Genomic DNA, 19,907 nt, shown 5'->3' on the forward strand with positions numbered 1-19,907 from the left:
ACATGTGGATTGAGCGGCTGGACGCCAGTCATGCCCTGGCCTATCGGGAACTGATGCTCGAAGCCTACGACCGGCATCCGCAGGCGTTCACCTCCAGCGTGCGCGAGCGCGCCGCGATGCCGCTGAGTGGGTGGGAAGGGCGCCTGACCAGCAAACTGGATGTGGTGCTCGGGGCGTTTGTAGAAGGGCGGCTGGCGGGCATCGTCGGGCTGGCGTTCGAGGCGCGGGAAAAGGCCCGGCACAAGGCGACGCTGTTTGGCATGTACGTCTCGGGCACCCTCCGCCAGCGCGGGGTGGGGCAGCAACTGGTGCAGGCAGCGTTGGCCGAGGCGGGCAAGCATCAGGGCTTGAGGCTGATCAAACTGACCGTCACCGCCGGCAACGACACCGCGTTCAACTTGTACAGCCGTTGCGGCTTCATCCAGTTCGGCCTCGAACCCATGGCCGTGCGCGTGGGTGAGGATTACTTCGACAAGATCCATATGTGGCGTGAACTCTAAACCCCACCGACAGATCTTGTAGGAGCCGGGCTTGCCCGCGATGGCGGTGTGTCAGTCGCCGCAGACATTGACTGGAAAATCGCCATCGCGGGCAAGCCCGGCTCCTACAAGGGCTATGTGTTCCTAGCGAACGGCGCTGACGCCATCCAGCGTCGAGAACGACGTGTCCTTGGCCGTCAGCAAGAAATCACGCATGTACGGCGCATCCAGCATGTCCGCGCGGATCCCTGCGTACAGCGTCGCAAACAAGCCTTTCTCGCCCAGCCGCTTGGCCTTCACGTAACCCCGTGAGCTGTATTCGTGCAGCGCCCAGTGCGGCATGCCGCACACGCCGCGTCCGCTGGCCACCAGTTGCATCATCATCACCGACAGTTCCGAGGTGCGGACCTGCGCCGGTTCGATGTCGGCCGGTTCGAGGAAACGCGTGAAGATGTCCAGTCGATCACGCTCCACCGGGTAGGTGATCAGGGTTTCGCTCAGCAGATCTTCCGGAACGATGTAGGCCTTGCTCGCCAACCGATGCTGGTTGGCCACCGCGAGCATGGCTTCATAGGTGAACAGCGGCACGTAGGTAATCCCGGCGATGTCCAGTGGGTCAGAGGTCACCACCAGGTCCAGGTCACCGCGCGCCAGCGCCGGCAAAGGCGCAAAGGCAAACCCCGACGCCAGATCCAACTCGACTTCTGGCCACGCATCGCGGAACTGGTCGATGGTCGGCATCAGCCACTGGAAGCAACTGTGGCACTCGATCGCCATGTGCAGCCGCCCGGCAGTGCCACCGGCCAATCGTGCGATATCGCGTTCGGCACCGCGCAGCAACGGCAGGGTGGCGTCGGCCAGTTGCAGCAGGCGCAAACCGGCGCTGGTGAAGCGCACCGGTTTGGTCTTGCGCACGAACAACTGCATGCCCATGCGCTCTTCCAGTTCCTTGAACTGGTGGGACAGGGCCGACTGCGTCAGGTGCAGGCGGTCGGCGGCATCGACCAGGCTGTCGGCTTCGCGCAAGGCGTGCAGGGTCTTCAGGTGACGGATTTCAAGCACCGGATGGCTCCATGAGGAAAACTTGTGATCAACACGAAAAGGTTGAGTTTGTCTCATGTTGGGTTGGCTGTCGACAATAGCGCCATCTTTTACAGGGAGAAATACATCATGGCTCTGGCCCACACACTTGGTTTCCCACGCATCGGCGCGGACCGTGAACTGAAAAAAGCCCTCGAATCCTACTGGAAGGGCGACATTGATCAGGCTGCCCTGGACCGCGTTGGCCGCCAATTGCGTGCCATGCACTGGCAATTGCAGAAAGGCGCCGGGATCGACCTGCTGCCCGTGGGCGATTTCGCCTGGTACGACCAGGTGCTGACCCATTCGCTGACCTTCGGTGTGATCCCCGAGCGTTTCGACAGCACCAAGGATGCCGCCGGCCTGCCGACCCTCGACACCTTGTTCGCTATGGCCCGTGGCGCCACGGCCAGTTGCTGCGGCGGCGAACACAGCACCGCGCAATACGCCCAGGAACTGACCAAATGGTTCGATACCAACTATCACTACCTGGTCCCGGAATTCAGCGCTGACCAACAATTCAAACTGAACTGGGAGCAGTTGTTCGACGAAGTGGACGAAGCCAAGGCCCTCGGTCACACCGTCAAACCGGTGATCATCGGCCCGTTGACATACCTATGGCTGGGCAAGGCCAAAGGCAATGACTTCGACAAACTCGACCTGCTGGAACGCCTGCTGCCGGTGTACAACGAAATCCTCGGGCGCCTCGCCGCACAAGGTGTGGAATGGGTGCAGATCGACGAGCCGATCCTGACCCTCGACCTGCCGCAAGCCTGGAAAAATGCGTTCGAACGCGCTTACCACATCCTTCAATATTCGCCGCTGAAAAAACTCGTGGCGACCTACTTCAGCGGCCTGGAAGACAACCTCGGCCTGGCCGTCGGCCTGCCGGTGCAAGGTCTGCACATCGACGCCGTGCGTGCGCCGGATCAACTGGGCCAAGTGCTGGATCGCCTGCCGACCTACAAGATTCTCTCGGTCGGTCTGGTCAACGGTCGCAACGTCTGGCGCTGCGAACTGGAGCAGGCGCTGGCTCAGCTGCAACCGGCGCAAGAGCGTTTTGGCGACAACCTGTGGGTCAGCAGTTCGTGCTCGTTGCTGCACAGCCCGGTGGATCTGCGCCGCGAAGACAAACTCGACCCGGAACTGAAAAGCTGGTTGGCGTTTGCCGTGCAGAAGTGTGGCGAAATCGCCGTGCTGCGTGATGCCCTCAACGACCCGCAATCGCCCAGCGTGCAAGCGGCGCTGGCCCAGAGCCGCGCAATTGCGGCCAGTCGTGCCGAGTCGCCGCGTATCCACAAAGCCGCCGTACAGGCGCGTATCGCTGCCATTGGCGTTGCGGACAGCCAGCGCCATTCGCCGTTTGCCCAACGCGTCGAACAGCAACGCGCTCGCCTGAAACTACCGACATTCCCGACCACCACTATCGGCTCGTTCCCGCAGACCGGCGCGATCCGTCTGGCCCGTCAGGCGTTCAAGCAAGGCAGGCTGTCGGCCAACGATTACACCGACGCGATGCACAGCGAAATCCGCCATGCGGTGCAAGTGCAGGAGCGCCTGGGCCTGGATGTATTGGTGCACGGTGAAGCCGAACGCAACGACATGGTCGAGTACTTCGCCGAGCAACTGGACGGCTACCTGTTCACTCGTTTCGGCTGGGTCCAGAGCTACGGCTCGCGCTGCGTCAAACCGGCGATCATCTACGGCGACCTGAGCCGCCCGAACGCGATGACGGTCGACTGGATCTCCTACGCACAGAGCCTGACCGACAAGGTCATGAAAGGCATGCTCACCGGTCCCGTGACCATGTTGATGTGGTCGTTCCCCCGTGAAGACGTGTCGCGCAAAGTCCAGGCGCAGCAGTTAGCGCTGGCCCTGCGGGACGAAGTGGTGGACCTTGAAACCGCCGGCATCAAGATCGTGCAGATCGACGAAGCCGCGTTCCGTGAAGGCTTGCCCCTGCGCCGCGCGCAATGGCAGGACTATCTGGATTGGGCGGTCGAAGCGTTCCGCTTGAGTGCATCGGGTGTGCGCGATGAAACGCAGATCCACACTCACATGTGCTACAGCGAATTCAATGACGTGATCAAGGCCATCGCCGACATGGACGCCGACGTGATCACCATCGAAACTTCGCGTTCGGACATGGAACTGCTGGAGGCCTTCGAAGCCTTCGACTACCCGAACGACATCGGGCCGGGTGTGTACGATATCCACTCGCCACGGGTGCCGGACACCGCCGAGATGGTCAAGTTGATGAGCAAAGCCGTGAAGCGCATTCCAGCCGAGCGCTTGTGGGTGAACCCCGATTGCGGCTTGAAGACCCGGGCATGGCCAGAGACTGAAGCGGCGCTGGTGAACATGGTGGCGGCGGCCCGACAGTTGCGCAGCCAATTGGCTTGAAAACAGTGAAACGGGAGCGGCCCAGCCGCTCCCGTTTTACTTTTTAGCCCTGATCAAAATGCCTGAGCGCGGCTGACTTTATGCCGATGTCCGCGTAAGGCAGCGCGGCGTTGTCGGCGTGGGTCAGAAACCGGTGTTCCGGCAGTTTCAGGTGCGCCTTTTCGAACTCGGCGAACGCGGGGGCTGCCTTGGCGTAGTGGAAGTGGGCGTACCACAACAGTTTGGGTGGTTGCGCGGTCACGTCCCATATTTCATATTCCTGCAGGTGATCGCTTCGACCGTCAGAACGTTTGCCCAAGTGTTTGATCGGGCTTGTCTTGCGTATCTCCACGGCGTTGTGACTGATCAGGTCATCCAGCATTCCATCGGTCGGTCGTTGGGTACTCAAGGATTGGCGGGTGCGCATCTGGCGTCCGCTGGCAACGAGCTCGGTCGCCTTGTTGCGCAGTTGCTCGATGAGCGGGTGTCGCGGGGCAATGTCCTGGATAGCCAGCGCGCGCCGGGTCAACTCGCCAGCCTCACTGGTCATCGTGTGCTCCAGGTCCACTGGCAGCATGTCGTGCGCCGCATAAGATTGAATCCTGATCTTGTAAGCCTCCTGAGATTGCAGGCGGCTGCGAGCATCTTCGACCAACGCGCCAAGGTCCCGTTGAGGCGTATGGGTTGCTGGCTCGGGCGGGTTCAGCAGGCGAAACTTGCCGTTTGTACCTTGTTCCCACACTTCATCAAATCCGCCCTGTCCGGTCAGGGTGTATTGGCGCTTTTGCGTTGTCGGCTCCCAGCGCTCCACTCCGATCAGCAATTGATCGTCTTCGGTGGTGAACACTTTTTTGCTGCGCTTGCCGGCAACAGAGGCGGGCGCCTGTTGATCGATGCCCTTGCGTGCGCGCTCGGCCATTTTTTCGAGGCCCTCCAGCAGTGGCACCACGGCGTCCTGATGAAAGTGTTGCGGATAACTGGCGGTCCAGGCGTTCATCCCGCGGCGAAAGGCACCATAAAGATCGAGACATTCCTGCAAGATTTGATTGCGCTGGGCCTTGGTGGCGATGACTTCCGTCAGGCTGAACTGGGTGAACAAGGCCCGGTCGACTTTGACCCGCAGATTTTCTGTCTGGCCTTGCAGGTAGAACCAGGAGACGTCCCGTGAATGATCAAAGCGTTTGACGACTTCCAGCAGGTGACCGGTTCTCAAGTAGAGCAGGTTGGCTTCGTTGAGCCGCCCGTTCAGCATCATGACTTCGCCGGTAATTTGTGCCTTGTGGTTGCTGACTGAAATACGTTCGTACCAGAGGTTGAGATCGCGCATCCCGGCATCGATGTGATCCAGTTCGCGGATGAACTGCACGCGCAATTTTCGGGTGTCTTCCAGAACCCGCACGCGTTCGCTGATCGCATCGCCCGGCAGTGCATCCAGTTGGGCAACCAGATCGTCGATCCGGTCCATCAACGGATCGGCCCGATGATTGGCCAGGAACACCCGTTGCCTGTACCGATCGGTGATCAGCAGGGCGTCATGGCTCTGCATGTCCTTGAGCACGCGCCGCTTGTTGCCATGGGTCAGGGGGAATAGCTCAGCCAGCGTTTCATAGTGTCGGCTGGCGAGTTCGATGTCGCCGATACACGCGGTTTCGGTGGCCGGTATCAATGCCGGACGCTGCTCAAGCGTGCTGGTGTTGTACGTTTTAATCAGGGCATTGGTGTGCTTGACCCGGGCGTCGAGTTGCGGGGCGAAATCGTCTGCCGCTTCGGTCAACGCGTTCTGACGGCGAAACGCCTGGTCGGCCCACCAACGCGGCAGGCGTTCGCGAATGGCCGCCGGCCAGATCGGGTCGAGCCGGTTCGCCAGGTGCCCGAGCAGATTGCCGCCGCCCAGCCCGCCCCCCTCGAACGTCACCCCATAGACACCGAAGTAAGTGTCCCAACACCCCACCTCATCCAGGCCAACCGGTTGCTTATAGGTTTTCTGGCGGGTGCCGGTCAGTCGCCAGTTTCGTGAGTCGGTGCTGCGTTCAACCTGAAAGATGCGCCCTTGGCGAACGATGAAATCGCCGTCCACATGCCGGTAAATGTTGCGGTAGATCCCGTGGGTAGCCGGCAGCAGTCCGGCAAGGGAAATCGGCTGTTCATAATCGTAGCCAGCGAAGCGATTGAAGCCATGCCGCGCCTGGCGCTGTGACCTGGCTTGCAACGCACCGGCGTGGCGGCCTGATGCCTCCAACTGACGAAGGCGCGCCAGCGCGCGAGCGCTTTTGGCTGATCGGGGCCTCGCGGCAACCCCCGGAAGAATATCCAAGGCGGCATCGACCAGTGACAGCAGCACCGACTCAATCTCGGTCACACCATCACCCACGTCGCCGCGCAGCAGCGACGCGACAGCCCGGTTGGCACTGCTCCAGGCGTCGTAAAGGGCAATGGCCGAGCCGACAAAGGGCACCACGCCCAAGGCCATTCTCATGTAATTGAACGCCCTCGGACCGCTGAGAGCGTAGCGCTCCAGGTACAGGTCATCGTTGGAGCGGGACGTTGCGCGATGGGTTTCGATCAGGCGCCCCATATGGGCATCGAGCAGATGGGCCGCCAGTGACGTGGTTTTTGGCCACGGCTCGCCGACCCCGATCATTGCGTCGAAATGTTTAAGCACGGCCTGATTGATGCGGCTCACATGGGCTGGCACCTGGCCTTGCAACGCTCGTCCTGCCAGGTAGTCGACCATTTCGCGACGCAGGCAAAGATTGAACAAGGCCCCGCGAGCCGCTTCCAGGTTGTCGTAGCGACGCAGGAACTGCCCATCGGGGCTATCCGGCAGATACAGCAGGGTCATCCGGCTGACTTGCTCTTCAATGAACGTCACCCCGGATAAGGTTGTGGGCCCCTCGTTGGGCGTGTCCTTGCCGCCAGCGCTCAAGTACGCCGGCCGGATCACGATGCGTTGGCCGTCCACGTTCCAGGCGTCAGGGGTGTTGGCCTCAATGGCGATCTTCAGCACCTGCCATTCGACTTGATTGATCTGTTTTTGCAGGCGCGCGCAGGTCCCCTGCAACGTCAGCATCAGGCGCCAGGGATCGATCAGGCATTCGCGACGATGCGCCTGCACAAACACGGCCTCGCTGGCCGAGCCGGTGAAGGCATCGCGGATCAGTGTTTCGTAGGCTTGGGGCAGATCAAGTTCCGGCAAGACCTTGCGTAGCCAGGGCAAGGTGATACCGCGTAGCAATGCCTGACGTTCGGCGGGGTCCGTTGCCGTAACGTCCACCCGCATAAAACCCAGTCGCAGTGAAAGAGGCTCCAGTTGCATCGAGGGGGTGGTGTCGAGGTTCAATTGCGCGAGTTCTTCGAGGGACATTGTGTTGCGGGTTTGACTGGGGACCGCGACGAGTTTTTGCGGGGTTCCCGGGGCGGCTCCTTCTGCCAGTTGTTTTTGCAATGTCACCGAATCGGGCAGATCAAGTTGCACCTCAAAATGCCCTTCGAGCGCGAAGTCCTGGCGCAGGCGGGCCTGCACCTGCTGACGGGTGAAATCGTCACGCGGCGCCAAGGCGGTTTCCAGCTGTTGGTGACTGCGGCGCATCGCCAGGAGGTAAGCCTCGAACAGGGCCTTGAGTTCAACACGCTCGGACGCTGACAAGGTGGCGAGCCACTCGGGCAGCAGGGAGAAGAGCGCGCCACTGCGGCTTTGCTCCAACTGGTGCGAGAACGCCAGGCTTCGTGCGGCGTGCACCGGCACCTGCAAGGTGGCCAGCGTTTGTTTGCGCAGTTTTTCCAGTTCGTCTGCACGCAGTAGCGCCTGAGCGGCGTCGGGCGTGGACTGGCGGATGTGCGCTGCGCTGTCTTCGAAATGGCGGGTGAGTTGATCGAGGCTGTCATGCAGCGGGTCGGTGTCGATTTTTTTCAGCTGCAAGGCCAACACCGGATCCCGGTCCTGAATCTTGAACACTTGCCGCTCCAGCTCGGTGCGATTGGCGAACCGTTGCAAGCCGCCACCGCTGCCGGGCCAGTACAGCAAAAGGCTGTGGGATGAAGCGGCGTCGAGCGGCGCTCGGGTGATCACGAACGGTCCATTGAGCAACTGCGTCGTGACGTTGCCGGTTGGGTCGGTCATCGACAGCGTCAGGCTGGCGGCGATGATGCCGGCATCGCGATGGGCGGCGAGCGGTGCGTCCAGCACGGCCTGGAGCAGGCTGAATTCATCGCTGTCGAGTTGCTTGAGGGCCCGTTGAATGTCGGCCTCTGCGCGCAAGCCATCCTGGTGTGCCTGATAGAGCGCGCTGAACGCGCGGTTGATGGTCGTAAAGTCGAGGGTACGTGACCGGTAAAGCAGGGCGCGAGCGGCGGTGTCAGCGGTCTGCTCTGCCTGCTCCAACGCCTTCATTGCCGCCTCGAAGGGGCGTTGCCGGTCACTTTCAAACGCATCGCCCAGCAGCGCTTCGAGGGCATCGCGCTGCCGGTTCAACGCGGCTTGGCGCAGGGACCAGGGGATGTCGGCGAACAGGCTGCCAAACAGCGGCGGATCATCTTCGTCAACCACCGTCACTTCAACGACCGGCGGCAGGGCGAAAATCACGGTGTTGGTGTGATGCGGGTGGAGCAGCAGTTCAGTAATGCCTGATATCAGCGGCTGAGCGTTGGCGGTGTATTCAAAGCGCACGTCATCCTCCGGCAGGCCTTGGGGGATGAGCGATTGCCCGGATAACCAGGCTTCCATGTCGCTGCGCTGAGGGAAGACTTGAATGGGAACGGGACGCTCGGGCAGGTACAGCCACTGTGCGATGGCAGGCCCATCACCGACGCTGATGACCCAGGCGGCGGGGAATTTCAGGGTGCCGCTGTCGCTCAGAATCAACGTCAGCCGTTCACTCCGCACGGGTTGATTGTCCAGAAAAAGCCCTTCGGCAGGCGGATCGATGATCAATTGCAACGGCTTCAGCTGTTCAGCACTCAGGGTTCTGCGGGCAAAGGCTACTTGAGCACAGGCCTCGAAATGGTTGCGATACAACTGCCCGGCCCACTCGCGTCGCGATAACGGCGTACCGGGGGCTCGGGCGCCCCAATAGGCATTCCAGCGTTCGTTGAGCGAGGGTTCGTTACGGTGTGCTCTGTGCGGCGCGGCGCTGAACAGCGCCTGCAAGGCCCGGCTGCTCTCGCGCCAGCGTGTCGTGGCGCTCAGCAGCAGGCTTTCATCGGGGTTGTTTTTCAGGGGGGGATGGGCCGCCATCACGACCGGCGGGGAATCGGGCAAGGCGCTGAACACACGTTCTTTCATGACGACATAGCTCTGTGCAGGAGAGCGGCGTGTCCGCTCTGAGCGCGTCATTGAAGGCAATTTACGGCCCTGCGTGGCACTACATAGTTATCGTATCGACCATTGGGCGATATTCACGAAACTGTCACGCAACTGTGGCAGCGCGCTTGAACAAACTTCATCAGACTCGCGCTCTACTGGGGTTCTGCGTGTTGGTGTTTTTTCATGAGTGCGTCTTTTTTTTCTAAAGCCATTTTTCTGGCCGCGTTGCTATTTGGCCTGCCGTCGTTGGCGGCCTCTCGTTGTGATGTCAACGTTCCAACCGAACACGTCGATCTGGCGCAGGTGAGCCTGGCGTACCAGAGCATTGGCCGTGCGTCCGACCCGGCGCTGTTGCTGGTGATGGGCCTGGGTGGGCAATTGATTCACTGGCCGGACGAGGTGGTGGTTGCGCTGTGTCAGCAGGGCTTTCGGGTGATTCGTTACGACAACCGCGATGTTGGCCTCTCCACGTGGCGGCAGACCCCGGCCGAGGCCAACCTGACGTTTGAAGCGTTGCGCTACAAACTCGGCTTGCCGGTGTCGGCGCCGTACACCCTGACCGACATGGCCGACGATGCCTTTGGCCTGATGGACGCGCTGCACGTCGAGCAATTTCACGTATTGGGCGCGAGCATGGGCGGGATGATCGCCCAGCACATGGCGGCGATGGCGCCGCAGCGTGTGGAAAGCCTGACCTTGATCATGACCAGCTCCGGTGCCGAAGGCTTGCCGGCGCCGAGTGCGGCGCTGGTGCAATTGTTGTCGCGTCGTGGCGCGCCGAATCGCGAAGTGGCGCTGGAGCAACAAGCTGACTTGCTCGCGGCGTTGGGCAGCCCGTCGGTGACAGATGATCGGCAGGCCTTGTTGCAGCAGGCGGCGCAGTCCTATGACCGGGCGTTCAACCCGGAAGGTGTGAAGCGCCAGATCATGGCGATCCTCGCCGAGCGCAGTCGCGTGGACCTGCTCAATCAGCTACGCGTGCCGACGCTGGTGGTGCATGGCACGGCTGATCCGTTGTTGCCGGTGATGCACGGCGTGCATTTGGCGGCGCATATTCGCGGGAGTCAGTTGAAGTTGATTCCGGGGTTGGCGCATCGCTTCCAGGAAGCCTTTAAAGAGCCGTTGCTGGCGGCGGTGTTGCCGTACTTGCAGGCGCATCGCGAAGACACTTCGCATTGGGCGCAGATCGATCCGGTGCCTGCGCCGAATCTCTTGTAATCCCCCAAATCAAACTGTAGGAGCGGGCTTGCTCGCGAAAGCGTCGTGTCAGTCGACATCTGATTTGACTGGCACACCGCCTTCGCGAGCAAGTCGAATCGTCGCACCGCCGTTCCCACATTTGATCTTCTACGGGTTGAGAATTATGTGGGGACGACGTTATCCAGCATCCGGTTCACCGCCAGTTCGCCGAGCATGACGGACTGCTGAATGCCGAGCACGGTGTTGCGCTGGGTGCCGTCAACCGTTGCGGCGAAGTTGCTCAACATGACACTCGCTGACGCCAACGTCTCACAGGCGTTGACCAGCAGGGTTTCGTTGTCGGTGTCGGGGGCGACGAGGTAGATCGTGCTGGGTTTGCGGGGCGTGTCTTTGGGGATGACCGGTTTGAGGTAGTAGTCGAGGGCGCGGTCGGCGGCTTTGTTGAGCTTTTTGGACTCAGGGGTTTCGTAGGGGGAAACGTCGTCGGTTTCCGGTGGGTTTGGAGTAATTTTGAACATTGAGGGATTTACCTTTAGTAGGGCTACAACCTCTCTCGCTACTAAACGGTAGGGGTGGTAGCTGTGCGCAAGTTAGTAGACCGGTAACTCCCTCAAACCCGGCGCACCCGAGGGTGCCATGCACACAGCCACCATCAAGTGCAGGTGAAAACCTGACTGAATGACGCTTATGCATCCGTCTTGAGGGGTAATCCGGGCTACTAAACCCGATCACTGGAAATCAGTGACGGAACCAAGTTACCGACGGCCCTCCAGGCGCACAAGCCGGCGGATTCTGACGTGGTTGTAGGCGACGGCGCAAGGCGCTGTAGCTTTCAGGAAGTAACCCTAAACAGAACTAAACACACCCTCCCGATCACTGCAAAACCTGTGGGAGCCGGGCTTGCCCGCGATGGCGTCATGTCAGTCACAGCAGGTATCGACTGACACACCGCCATCGCGGGCAAGCCCGGCTCCCACAGGGATTGGGGGATGACTGCCAACGCGGCCCGGTCAGGTGTATCGTGCGAACTTTCCAGCGCCATTCAAGCCTGCGAGGTGTGCGATGAGTAACCCCCTGAAAATCGATTTCGTCAGCGACGTGTCCTGCCCCTGGTGCGTTGTCGGCTTGTACGGCCTGACCCAGGCTCTGGATTTGCTGGGTGATGAAGTCCAGGCCGAGATCCGTTTTCAGCCCTTCGAACTGAACCCGAAAATGGCCCCAGAAGGCCAGAACATCACCGAACACATCACCGAGAAATACGGCTCAACGCCTGAGCAATCGCAGAAAAACCGCGAGATGATCCGCGCCCGTGGTGCCGAGGTCGGGTTTGCGTTTCGCACCGATGGCAACAGCCGTATCTACAACACCTTTGATGCCCACCGCTTGTTGTATTGGGCGGGGCTGGAAGGGTTGCAGTTCAATCTCAAAGACGCCTTGTTCCGTGCGTACTTCAGCGAGGGCGGCAACCCTTCCGATCACGCTCAACTGGCGCAGATCGCCGAAGGCGTGGGGCTCAATCGCGAGCGGGCAGAAGCGATTCTGGCGTCGGATGAATTTGCCAAAGAGGTGCGCGAGGAAGAGCAATTGTGGCTGTCGCGTGGCGTGAGTTCGGTGCCGACCGTGGTGTTCAACGGGCAGTACGCGGTGACTGGCGGGCAGCCGGTGGAGACGTTTGTCGGGGCGATTCGCCAGATCATGAGCGAGGCCAAGGGCGGCACCGTTAGCTGACGACTACCGATCAAAAATATATCAATATGCCACTACGGTTTTTACCGGTGCTGCCGACATAAGCAGCACCGCTAATAATCATAGGGACTTGATCCATGACTCTTCACGCTCTACGCACCTGGGCAGCGCTGACGTTGCTCGCCTGCCTGACCCTCACTGGTTGTGCCCACGTACAACCGCCAGTTCCGCTGGACCAGCAATTCTGGGATGCCAAAGAGCCGACTATTGGTGTGGCAATCACTGTGGTGCCTGCGCCGGTGCTGGCGCTGACCGGTAATCAGGGGCTGCTCGATTACGCCATCAACAAGGGCGTTAACAGCAAGCTCAGTGACAACGTCGAAAAGTGGCAAGTGAGTGACCTCAACACCTTGCCGGATGTCCTTGTCGCCAAGCTGCAGGCCAAGGGTTACAAAGCCAAGCGAATCGACAAGCCGGTCGACCTTGCAGCTTTTAAGGAAACCAGTTTCCGCGAAGGTTACATGACCCGGGACATGACGCCGGTCAAGGCTTCCTACGGCGTTGATCGTCTGCTGTTGGTGAATGTCTACGCCACCGGTGCCACCCGCAGCTACTACAGCATCGTGCCGACCAGCGTGCCAATGGCGCAGGTAGGCGGACAGGGCATGGTGATCGATCTGGCCGACAACAAACTGTTGTGGTTCAAACCCTTTGTTGCTGTTCAGGCCGCCCAGGGTGAGTGGGACGAGCCGACCTACGCCAACCTGTCCAACGCGTTCTATCAGGCTATGGACAGTAGCCGTCAGCAAATGATCACGCCTTTCACCCAATGATGCGTCTGCCCACAGTGGCGGGTGCCTTGGTCCTGCTGATGCTGACCGGGTGCGCACAGAAACCGGCCTCTGAGGCCGGTTTCAAGGATCAGAGTGCCTTGCCTTACGTCCAGGCCCACGGGCTTAAGGTCGATGTGCAGTTGCCGCAATCCTTTGTCGGTGCCATCACCGTGATTGACTCCCAGGCAGCCTTGCAAGCCGCGTCGTCAAGTCAGAATCTGGTGGCCAGCTCGGGCAACAGTGCCGGGATTGCCGGCTTGTTGGTGGCCAGCCTGGTCAACACCCAGATGGGCAGCGGCAGCTTGCAGCGCGATGCGGAAAAGACCGCGCTCAACGAGGCGCGACCGATGGCCGACTTGATGGCGGGCGTTCCGTTGCAGGAGCATCTGCAAAAGCGCTATCAACAGGCTTCGCAAGTGGCCGGGTTCAAGCAAGGAGAGGGGCAAGTCACTGCGCACCTGGTGATTGAACCCAAACTGATGCTGACCCCGGATCGTGGCAGTTTCGTGCTGGTCAATCAGGTCCAGGTCCAGGACATTGCCGGTTCGGCGTTGTATCGCATGCGGATCGAAGTGATCAGCCAGCCGATTCGACGCTGTGGCAAGCAGTGCATCGACGACGGCAGCCTCGATTTGGCGAAGGTCACGGCTGTGCTCGACGAGTGTATCGACGAATCGATGCGCGTTCTGGCCACCGACCTGATGCAGCCGACACCGCCAGCGGCAGCCCAGGAAACCTTGCGTTATAACCTTGATGGCCAGCGAGTGGTCGAGCGCGGTTATCAACTGGCCAACAACGGGAACTACTGGCGTTATCGCAATCTCTACGGGGCCGTGAAATCGGTGCCGGTGCCGTTTGAAGATGCGTTGACACAAGCGCAGTTGCAGAAGGTTTACGGGCAGTCTCCAAGAGACTTGCCCCTTTCCCCACACCCGTAGTGCCGTTGCGTCAGCTGTGAAGGCGAACCCAGACACTGACGAGCACGGTGGCCGCGATCAACCAGCCCACTGCCGCCACCGCCAGCGAAGCCTCCAGGCGCATCCGGTCGACCATCACGTACAACGTCGCCAGGTAAACAAAGTAGGGAATGATCGACCACATGCCAAACACGATGGTGGTCTTCAAGTCCTCGATTGAGCGCCCCTTGCCGACGATGAAATGCGCGATCAGCGCAAAGGTCGGAAACAACGGCACCAGGCCTGCGATGTAATAGTTTTTGGTCTTGGCCAGTGCCGCCAGAATCAGCAACACCGCCGCACCCAAAGCGGCTTTTAGAATCAGATCCATCAGTGGCTCAGCCCGTACTTTTTGACTTTGTCGAACAGGGTGGTCTTGGCCATTCCCAGTTCCAGGCTGGCCTGGGTCAGGTTGCCGCCGCTGCGCTGCAAGGCGTCGCTGAGCAGGTTGCGTTCGAAGGCCTCGACCGCTTCGGCAAAGGCCAACCCTTGATTGCTGCCACTGGCGCCGGACTTCTTGAAGGCGGGCAGGCCGAGGGCGAAGCGTTCGGCGACGTTGCGCAACTCGCGCACGTTGCCGGGCCAGTCGTGGCTCATCAGGTTCGACACGGTCTGGTTATCCAGCTCCGGCGCGATGCGGTCGAAACGCAGGGACGACTGCTGCAAAAAATGTTCGAACAATTGCAGGATGTCTTCGCGACGTTCGCGCAGGGGCGGCAATTCCAGCGTCACGACATTCAAGCGGTAATACAGGTCGCTGCGGAATTCGCCGGCCTTGCTCGACTGGACCAGATCGGACTTGGTCGCCGCGATCACCCGGCAATCCACCGCCACGCTCTGGTTCGAACCGAGGCGTTCGAGGGTGCGTTCCTGCAATACCCGCAGCAATTTGATTTGCAGCGGCAACGGCATGCTTTCCACTTCATCGAGGAACAGCGTGCCGCCATCGGCGTGTTCGATCTTGCCGATGCGCCGCTTGCCGGCGCCGGTGAAAGCGTTGGCCTCGTGACCAAAGATTTCGCTTTCGAACAGGTTTTCCGGCAAGCCGCCACAGTTCAGCGCGACGAATTGTTTGGTGTGGCGGCGACTGAAGTCATGCAGGCAGCGCGCGACCAGTTCTTTACCGGTGCCGGTCTCGCCTTCGATCAACACGTTGGCCGAGGTGTCGGCGACGTTGGCGATCAGCTCACGCAGGTTCTGCATGGCAGGCGAGCGGCCAATGATCCGGCCTTCGAGGGAGTCGCGCTCCGCCAGTTGTCGGCGCAACGAAGTGACTTCACGGGCGAGGCTGCGTTGTTCCAGGGCCCGACGTGCAACGTCCACCAGGCGTTCGGGAGAGAAGGGTTTCTCCATGAAGTCATAGGCGCCTTTTTGCATCGCGCCAACGGCCATGGAAATGTCGCCGTGGCCGGTGATCAACACCACCGGCAGGCTGCGATCACGGGCCTTGAGCCGGTTCAGCAGTTCCAGGCCATCGATGCCGGGCAGGCGAATGTCGCTGATGACGATGCCGGCAAAGTTGTCGCCGACGCGTTCCAGTGCTTCTTCGGCGCTGCCCACGCCCACGCAGGGAATGTCTTCCAGGGTCAGCGCCTGTTGGCAGCCGAGCAGCACATGGGGGTCGTCTTCGACGATCAGCACGCTAAGGTCGTTGTTCATATTGGCTCGGCGGAAGTAGGGCTTACCAACGGTAAACTGAGGACAAAAGAGGTACCACCGCTGGCCGGGTGTTCGACACCCAGTTGCCCGCCGGTGGCTGCGGCCAGGCTGGCGGACAGGGTCAGGCCAAGGCCCAGGCCTTGTTCACCGGGTTTGGTGGTGAAGAACGGCTCGAACAGATGCTTGCGCGCTTCGGCATCAATGCCGTGGCCGTTGTCGCGCACACGAAGGCGATACTTGCCGTCGAACACGTCGCCTTCCAGCCACAGTTCCGGCAACGGTTGAGCCTGCATGGCATCAAGGGCGTTACCGATCAGGTTGACCAGAATCTGTTCGAGGCGGGTCTGGTCGATTTGCACCTGCACGTCGCTGAAGTCGCGGTGCAATTGCAGGTGCGCGCTTTCCACCCGACCGCCGAGCAGTTGCAAGGCAGCGTCAATGGCTTTGCCAAGGCTTGCCTGACCTTTGTCGTCACCGCGACGCGCGAAGGAGCGCAGGCTGGCGGTGATCCGGCCCATGCGGTCGATCAGTTCATTGATGGTCTTGAGGTTGGTGCTGGCGATATCCAGCTGACCGCGCTCCAGAAAGCGCACGGTGTTACCGGACAAGGTCCGCAGCGCGGCCAATGGCTGGTTCAATTCGTGGGCGATGCTGGTCGACATCTGGCCGATGGCCGCGAGTTTACCGGCCTGCACCAGTTCATCCTGAGCCCGGCGCAGCGTCTCTTCGGCGTGCCGGCGCTCACGAATCTGGCCCTTGAGCCGTTCGTTGCTGGCGCGCAGGTCGGTGGTGCGTTCGGTAATCCGACGCTCCAGTTGATTGTTGGCTTCCTGCAAGGCTTCCCGGGCCGCGAGGCGGGTGGCGATCACTTTGCGTCGCTCGTTCCAGGCGATCAACAGGAACGCCACGAGGGCGAAGGCCACCGCCACCAGAATCCCCTGATTGATCGCTTCGCGGCGCAAATCCTGAAGCGGCGTGAGCAGGGTGAAGTTCCACGGCGTGTCGCTCAAGGGCCGGGTCTGAGCCAGGTAGCTGATGTTTTCTTCGTCGGACGCCACTTCGCTGTTGGCGGGGAAGGTCAGTTTTTCCACGCCTTCGGCCAGGGTTTCACGGGCCAGCGGTTGCAGTTCGTTCAATGGGAACCAGTAGTACTGGAGACTGCGGGCGAGTTTTTCCTTGGTCTCATCGCTCAACGGCACCACCGACTTCAGTCGTCGTGCCGGATCGCTGGACAGGATGATGATGCCGTTTTCGTCGCTGACGAAGGCTTCGAGGCGCGCCCGTTGCCAGCGTTCTTCCATGGCTTCGAGACGGACCTTGACCACCGCGACGCCGATGATCTTGCCGTGTTCTTCCAGGCCATGGGCCAGGTAATAGCCGGGTTCGCCGTTGGTGCTGCCGATGCCATAGAAGCGCCCCGGCTGACCGCGCACGGCATTCTGGAAATAGGCACGGAAGGACAGGTCTTCGCCCAGGTAACTGTCGACATCGCGCCAGTTACTGGTGGCCATGACGCGGCCAGTGGTGTCCATCACATAGATAGCCCGACTGCGGCTGCGCCGGTTCAGGCCTTCGAGGTATTCATTAACCGTTTGCCGATGTTCTGGCGTCGGGTCGGCCAGCAGCGTGGGTACGCTGGTTTCGAGTTCCAGCAGGCTGGGCAGGTAGGTGTATTTGCTGATTTCACTCTCGACGGCGCGGGCGTGCAGTTCGAGCTGACGCTGGCCGTTCTCGCTGAGGCTGCGAATGCCATAGTGTTCACTGATCCAGAAGCCGGCAAAACCCAATCCGATCATCAGGGCGATGATCAGCGGCGGCAGGAATAAATGGCGAACCAGACGGGGTTTCACGGCAAGTGATGGCGGCGCGGCGCGATAGAGAGTGGGGTCGCATTTCATCACAGATGCCTTGGGTCAACCACAACACAAATCTTCGGATCATCACCTGCCCCTGTAGGAGCACGGCTTGCCGGTGATGACATCGACCATGACGCCATCGCCGGCAAGCCGTGCTCCTACAGGAGAGCGGTGTTTTTCTTAGTGCTGCAGAATCTTGTTGAGGAAGTGCTGTGTCCGTTCAGCGCGGGCGCTGATGTCACCGAAGAACTCTTCTTTCTGGCAGTCTTCGATGATTTTGCCGGCGTCCATGAAGATCACCCGGTCCGCCACTTTACGGGCGAAGCCCATTTCGTGGGTCACGCACATCATGGTCATGCCTTCGTGGGCCAGTTGCACCATCACGTCGAGCACTTCGTTGACCATTTCCGGGTCCAGCGCCGAGGTCGGTTCATCGAACAGCATGACGATCGGGTCCATCGCCAGTGCACGGGCAATCGCCACGCGCTGCTGCTGACCACCGGACAGTTGGCCCGGATGTTTGTGGGCGTGAGCCGACAGGCCTACGCGCTCAAGCAGTTGCAGGCCCTTCTTGGTAGCCTCTTCCTTGCTGCGGCCCAACACCTTGATCTGCGCGATGGTCAGGTTTTCGGTGATGGTCAGGTGCGGGAACAGCTCGAAATGCTGGAACACCATGCCCACGCGCGAACGCAGTTTCGGCAGGTTGGTCTTCGGGTCGGCGATGGACGTGCCATCGACCACGATGTCGCCTTTCTGGAACGGCTCCAGGGCGTTGACGCATTTGATCAGGGTCGATTTGCCGGAACCGGATGGCCCGCACACTACGATCACTTCGCCTTTTTTGACCTCGGTGCTGCAATCAGTCAGTACCTGGAAGTCCCCATACCACTTGTTGATGCTTTTGATAGAGATCATACGGCGAACCTTTTTTGCAGACGCTTGACCAGCTGCGAGGCGGCAAAGCTGATGATGAAGTACACGAGACCCGCGAAAATCAGGAACTCATTGGAGCGGCCAATAATGTCGCCACTGGCGCGCGAAGCATTGAGGAAGTCCACCAGGCCGACGGCGTAGACCAGCGAGGTGTCCTGAAACAGGATGATGCTCTGCTGCAGCAACAGCGGGGTCATCTTGCGGAACGCTTGCGGCAGGATGATCAAGCGCATCATCTGGCCGTACGACATGCCCAGGGCCTGGGCGGCGCCCATCTGACCTTTGGGAATCGATTGCACACCGGCCCGGACGATTTCGCAGAAGTACGCGGCTTCAAACATCATGAAGGCCACGATGCACGAGGCGAATGCGCCGATCGGGGTGTCTTCGCCGGTGATCCAGCGCAATACGAACGGCACCGCCAGGTAGAACCAGGTGATGACCAGCAGCAGCGGGATCGAGCGGAAATAGTTAACGTAGGCGCCGGCAAGGTTCGACAGCAGTTTGCTGTGGGACAGACGGCACAGCGCCAGGATGGTGCCGAGGACAATGCCGCCGACCACGCCCATGACCATCAGCTTGAGGGTCATGACCATGCCGTTCCACAAACCCGGCAGGGACGGAATGATGCCCGAGAAGTCGAATTCCATCATTTACCCCCTACGGAGATCAGGCCCGGTACGGCGACTTTCTTCTCGACCATGCGCATCAGCAACATCAGGCTCATGTTCAGGGTGAAGTAGATCAGCGTTGCCAGGGTGAACGCTTCGAACAGGTTCGCGGAGAACTCGGCGGTCTGTTTGGTTTGCGCGAGCAATTCCATCAGGCCGATCAGCGAGGCCACGGACGTGTTCTTGAACACGTTGAGGAATTCCGAGGTAAGCGGCGGAATGATGATCCGGTAGGCCTGGGGCAGCAGCACGTTCCAGTAGATCTGTGGCAGCTTGAAGCCCATGGCGCGAGCAGCGGATTCCTGGCCTTTTGGCAGGGCCTGGATGCCGGTGCGCACTTGTTCGCAAACGCGAGCGGTGGTGAACAGGCCCAGGCAGACGACGACGCTGAGGAACGCCGAAGTGGTCGGGTTGAGGTCCTGCTTGTACCACTCTTGCAGGTCGGCAGGCAGCAGATCGGGCACCAGGAAGTACCAGATGAACAGCTGAACCAGCAGCGGCACGTTACGGAAGAGTTCGACGTAGCAGGTCGCGATGCCCGATACGATGCGATTCGGCACGGTGCGCATGACGCCCAGGATCGAGCCCAGCGTCAGGGCAATGATCCAGGCCACGATGGCGATGGCAATGGTCCAGCCCAAACCGGCGATGTACCAGTCGAGATAAGTCTCGCTGCCAACGCCGGTGGACTTGAAGAACACGCCCCAGTCCCAGTTGTAATTCATTAGGGTCTCCCCTCAGATCGATCGATGTACAAGTGCCCGCCTGGGGAAGCTCCGTTCCCGCCCGAACCTTGAAGTTCAGGCACACACGAGCGGCTCGACAGCCACCGGTTCGAGTGTTTCCAAAAATACCAGCAGGGAGTGACAA

Annotated in this window: 15 protein-coding genes; 6 read left to right on the forward strand and 9 right to left on the reverse strand. The window is 60.5% G+C overall.

What is annotated here, in order from left to right:
- Positions 1-2 precede the first annotated feature (2 nt).
- Positions 3-500, forward strand: a complete 498-nt coding sequence (locus tag C7534_RS03420) for a GNAT family N-acetyltransferase (RefSeq protein WP_046026566.1) — start codon at positions 3-5, stop codon at positions 498-500.
- 123 nt (positions 501-623) lie between these two features.
- Here the strand turns inward: C7534_RS03420 and metR are convergent, their stop codons facing one another.
- Positions 624-1,541 carry a transcriptional regulator MetR gene (gene metR / locus C7534_RS03425; RefSeq protein ID WP_109785011.1) on the reverse strand — a complete coding sequence of 306 codons (918 nt, stop codon included), beginning with the start codon at positions 1,539-1,541 and terminating at the stop codon, positions 624-626.
- 108 nt (positions 1,542-1,649) lie between these two features.
- Here metR and metE point away from each other — a divergent pair, with 108 nt between their 5' ends.
- Entirely contained in the window at positions 1,650-3,962 is a 2,313-nt protein-coding gene (gene metE, locus C7534_RS03430) for a 5-methyltetrahydropteroyltriglutamate--homocysteine S-methyltransferase (RefSeq protein ID WP_109785012.1), read from the forward strand.
- 43 nt (positions 3,963-4,005) lie between these two features.
- Here metE and C7534_RS03435 read toward each other — a convergent pair whose 3' ends face one another.
- Positions 4,006-9,222: a dermonecrotic toxin domain-containing protein gene (locus C7534_RS03435; protein WP_109785013.1), complete on the reverse strand. Its 5,217-nt coding sequence runs from the start codon at positions 9,220-9,222 to the stop codon at positions 4,006-4,008.
- A 204-nt stretch (positions 9,223-9,426) separates the two neighbouring features.
- On the opposite strand from C7534_RS03435, the gene C7534_RS03440 reads away from it, so the two are divergent.
- Positions 9,427-10,461 carry an alpha/beta fold hydrolase gene (locus tag C7534_RS03440; RefSeq protein ID WP_046026559.1) on the forward strand — a complete coding sequence of 345 codons (1,035 nt, stop codon included), beginning with the start codon at positions 9,427-9,429 and terminating at the stop codon, positions 10,459-10,461.
- 143 nt (positions 10,462-10,604) lie between these two features.
- Here C7534_RS03440 and C7534_RS03450 read toward each other — a convergent pair whose 3' ends face one another.
- A complete protein-coding gene (locus C7534_RS03450) occupies positions 10,605-10,961 on the reverse strand; it encodes a DUF6124 family protein (RefSeq protein ID WP_046026558.1) in 357 nt (118 codons plus the stop codon).
- 544 nt (positions 10,962-11,505) lie between these two features.
- Here C7534_RS03450 and C7534_RS03455 point away from each other — a divergent pair.
- The 3 genes from C7534_RS03455 (at position 11,506) to C7534_RS03465 (ending at position 13,900) form a co-directional block, all read left to right on the forward strand.
- Positions 11,506-12,171 (forward strand): DsbA family oxidoreductase, encoded by a 666-nt coding sequence (locus C7534_RS03455; RefSeq protein WP_109785014.1) that lies wholly within the window; start codon positions 11,506-11,508, stop codon positions 12,169-12,171.
- 95 nt (positions 12,172-12,266) lie between these two features.
- Complete coding sequence (locus C7534_RS03460; protein ID WP_109785015.1) at positions 12,267-12,962, forward strand: hypothetical protein; 696 nt, start codon at positions 12,267-12,269, stop codon at positions 12,960-12,962.
- Complete coding sequence (locus C7534_RS03465) at positions 12,959-13,900, forward strand: hypothetical protein (protein ID WP_109785016.1); 942 nt, start codon at positions 12,959-12,961, stop codon at positions 13,898-13,900. Before C7534_RS03460 ends, C7534_RS03465 begins: the two co-directional genes overlap by 4 nt.
- A gap of 10 nt (positions 13,901-13,910) precedes the next feature.
- Here the strand turns inward: C7534_RS03465 and C7534_RS03470 are convergent, their stop codons facing one another.
- The 6 genes from C7534_RS03470 to C7534_RS03495 all read right to left on the reverse strand — a co-directional run bounded on the left by C7534_RS03470 (position 13,911) and on the right by C7534_RS03495 (position 19,762).
- Positions 13,911-14,240 carry a GlpM family protein gene (locus C7534_RS03470; RefSeq protein WP_177412221.1) on the reverse strand — a complete coding sequence of 110 codons (330 nt, stop codon included), beginning with the start codon at positions 14,238-14,240 and terminating at the stop codon, positions 13,911-13,913.
- A gap of 8 nt (positions 14,241-14,248) precedes the next feature.
- A complete protein-coding gene (locus C7534_RS03475) occupies positions 14,249-15,577 on the reverse strand; it encodes a sigma-54-dependent transcriptional regulator (RefSeq protein WP_046026555.1) in 1,329 nt (442 codons plus the stop codon).
- Positions 15,574-17,475 (reverse strand): sensor histidine kinase, encoded by a 1,902-nt coding sequence (locus C7534_RS03480; RefSeq protein WP_109785019.1) that lies wholly within the window; start codon positions 17,473-17,475, stop codon positions 15,574-15,576. The genes C7534_RS03475 and C7534_RS03480 overlap by 4 nt, the downstream gene beginning before the upstream one ends.
- Positions 17,476-17,613: 138 nt before the next feature.
- Positions 17,614-18,348, reverse strand: a complete 735-nt coding sequence (locus C7534_RS03485; RefSeq protein ID WP_046026553.1) for an amino acid ABC transporter ATP-binding protein — start codon at positions 18,346-18,348, stop codon at positions 17,614-17,616.
- Complete coding sequence (locus tag C7534_RS03490) at positions 18,345-19,016, reverse strand: amino acid ABC transporter permease (RefSeq protein ID WP_046026552.1); 672 nt, start codon at positions 19,014-19,016, stop codon at positions 18,345-18,347. The genes C7534_RS03485 and C7534_RS03490 overlap by 4 nt, the downstream gene beginning before the upstream one ends.
- Positions 19,016-19,762, reverse strand: a complete 747-nt coding sequence (locus C7534_RS03495) for an amino acid ABC transporter permease (RefSeq protein ID WP_046026551.1) — start codon at positions 19,760-19,762, stop codon at positions 19,016-19,018. Before C7534_RS03495 ends, C7534_RS03490 begins: the two co-directional genes overlap by 1 nt.
- Positions 19,763-19,907: the final 145 nt, after the last annotated feature.

This window comes from Pseudomonas sp. OV226 (assembly GCF_003148705.1).
Classification (GTDB): domain Bacteria; phylum Pseudomonadota; class Gammaproteobacteria; order Pseudomonadales; family Pseudomonadaceae; genus Aquipseudomonas.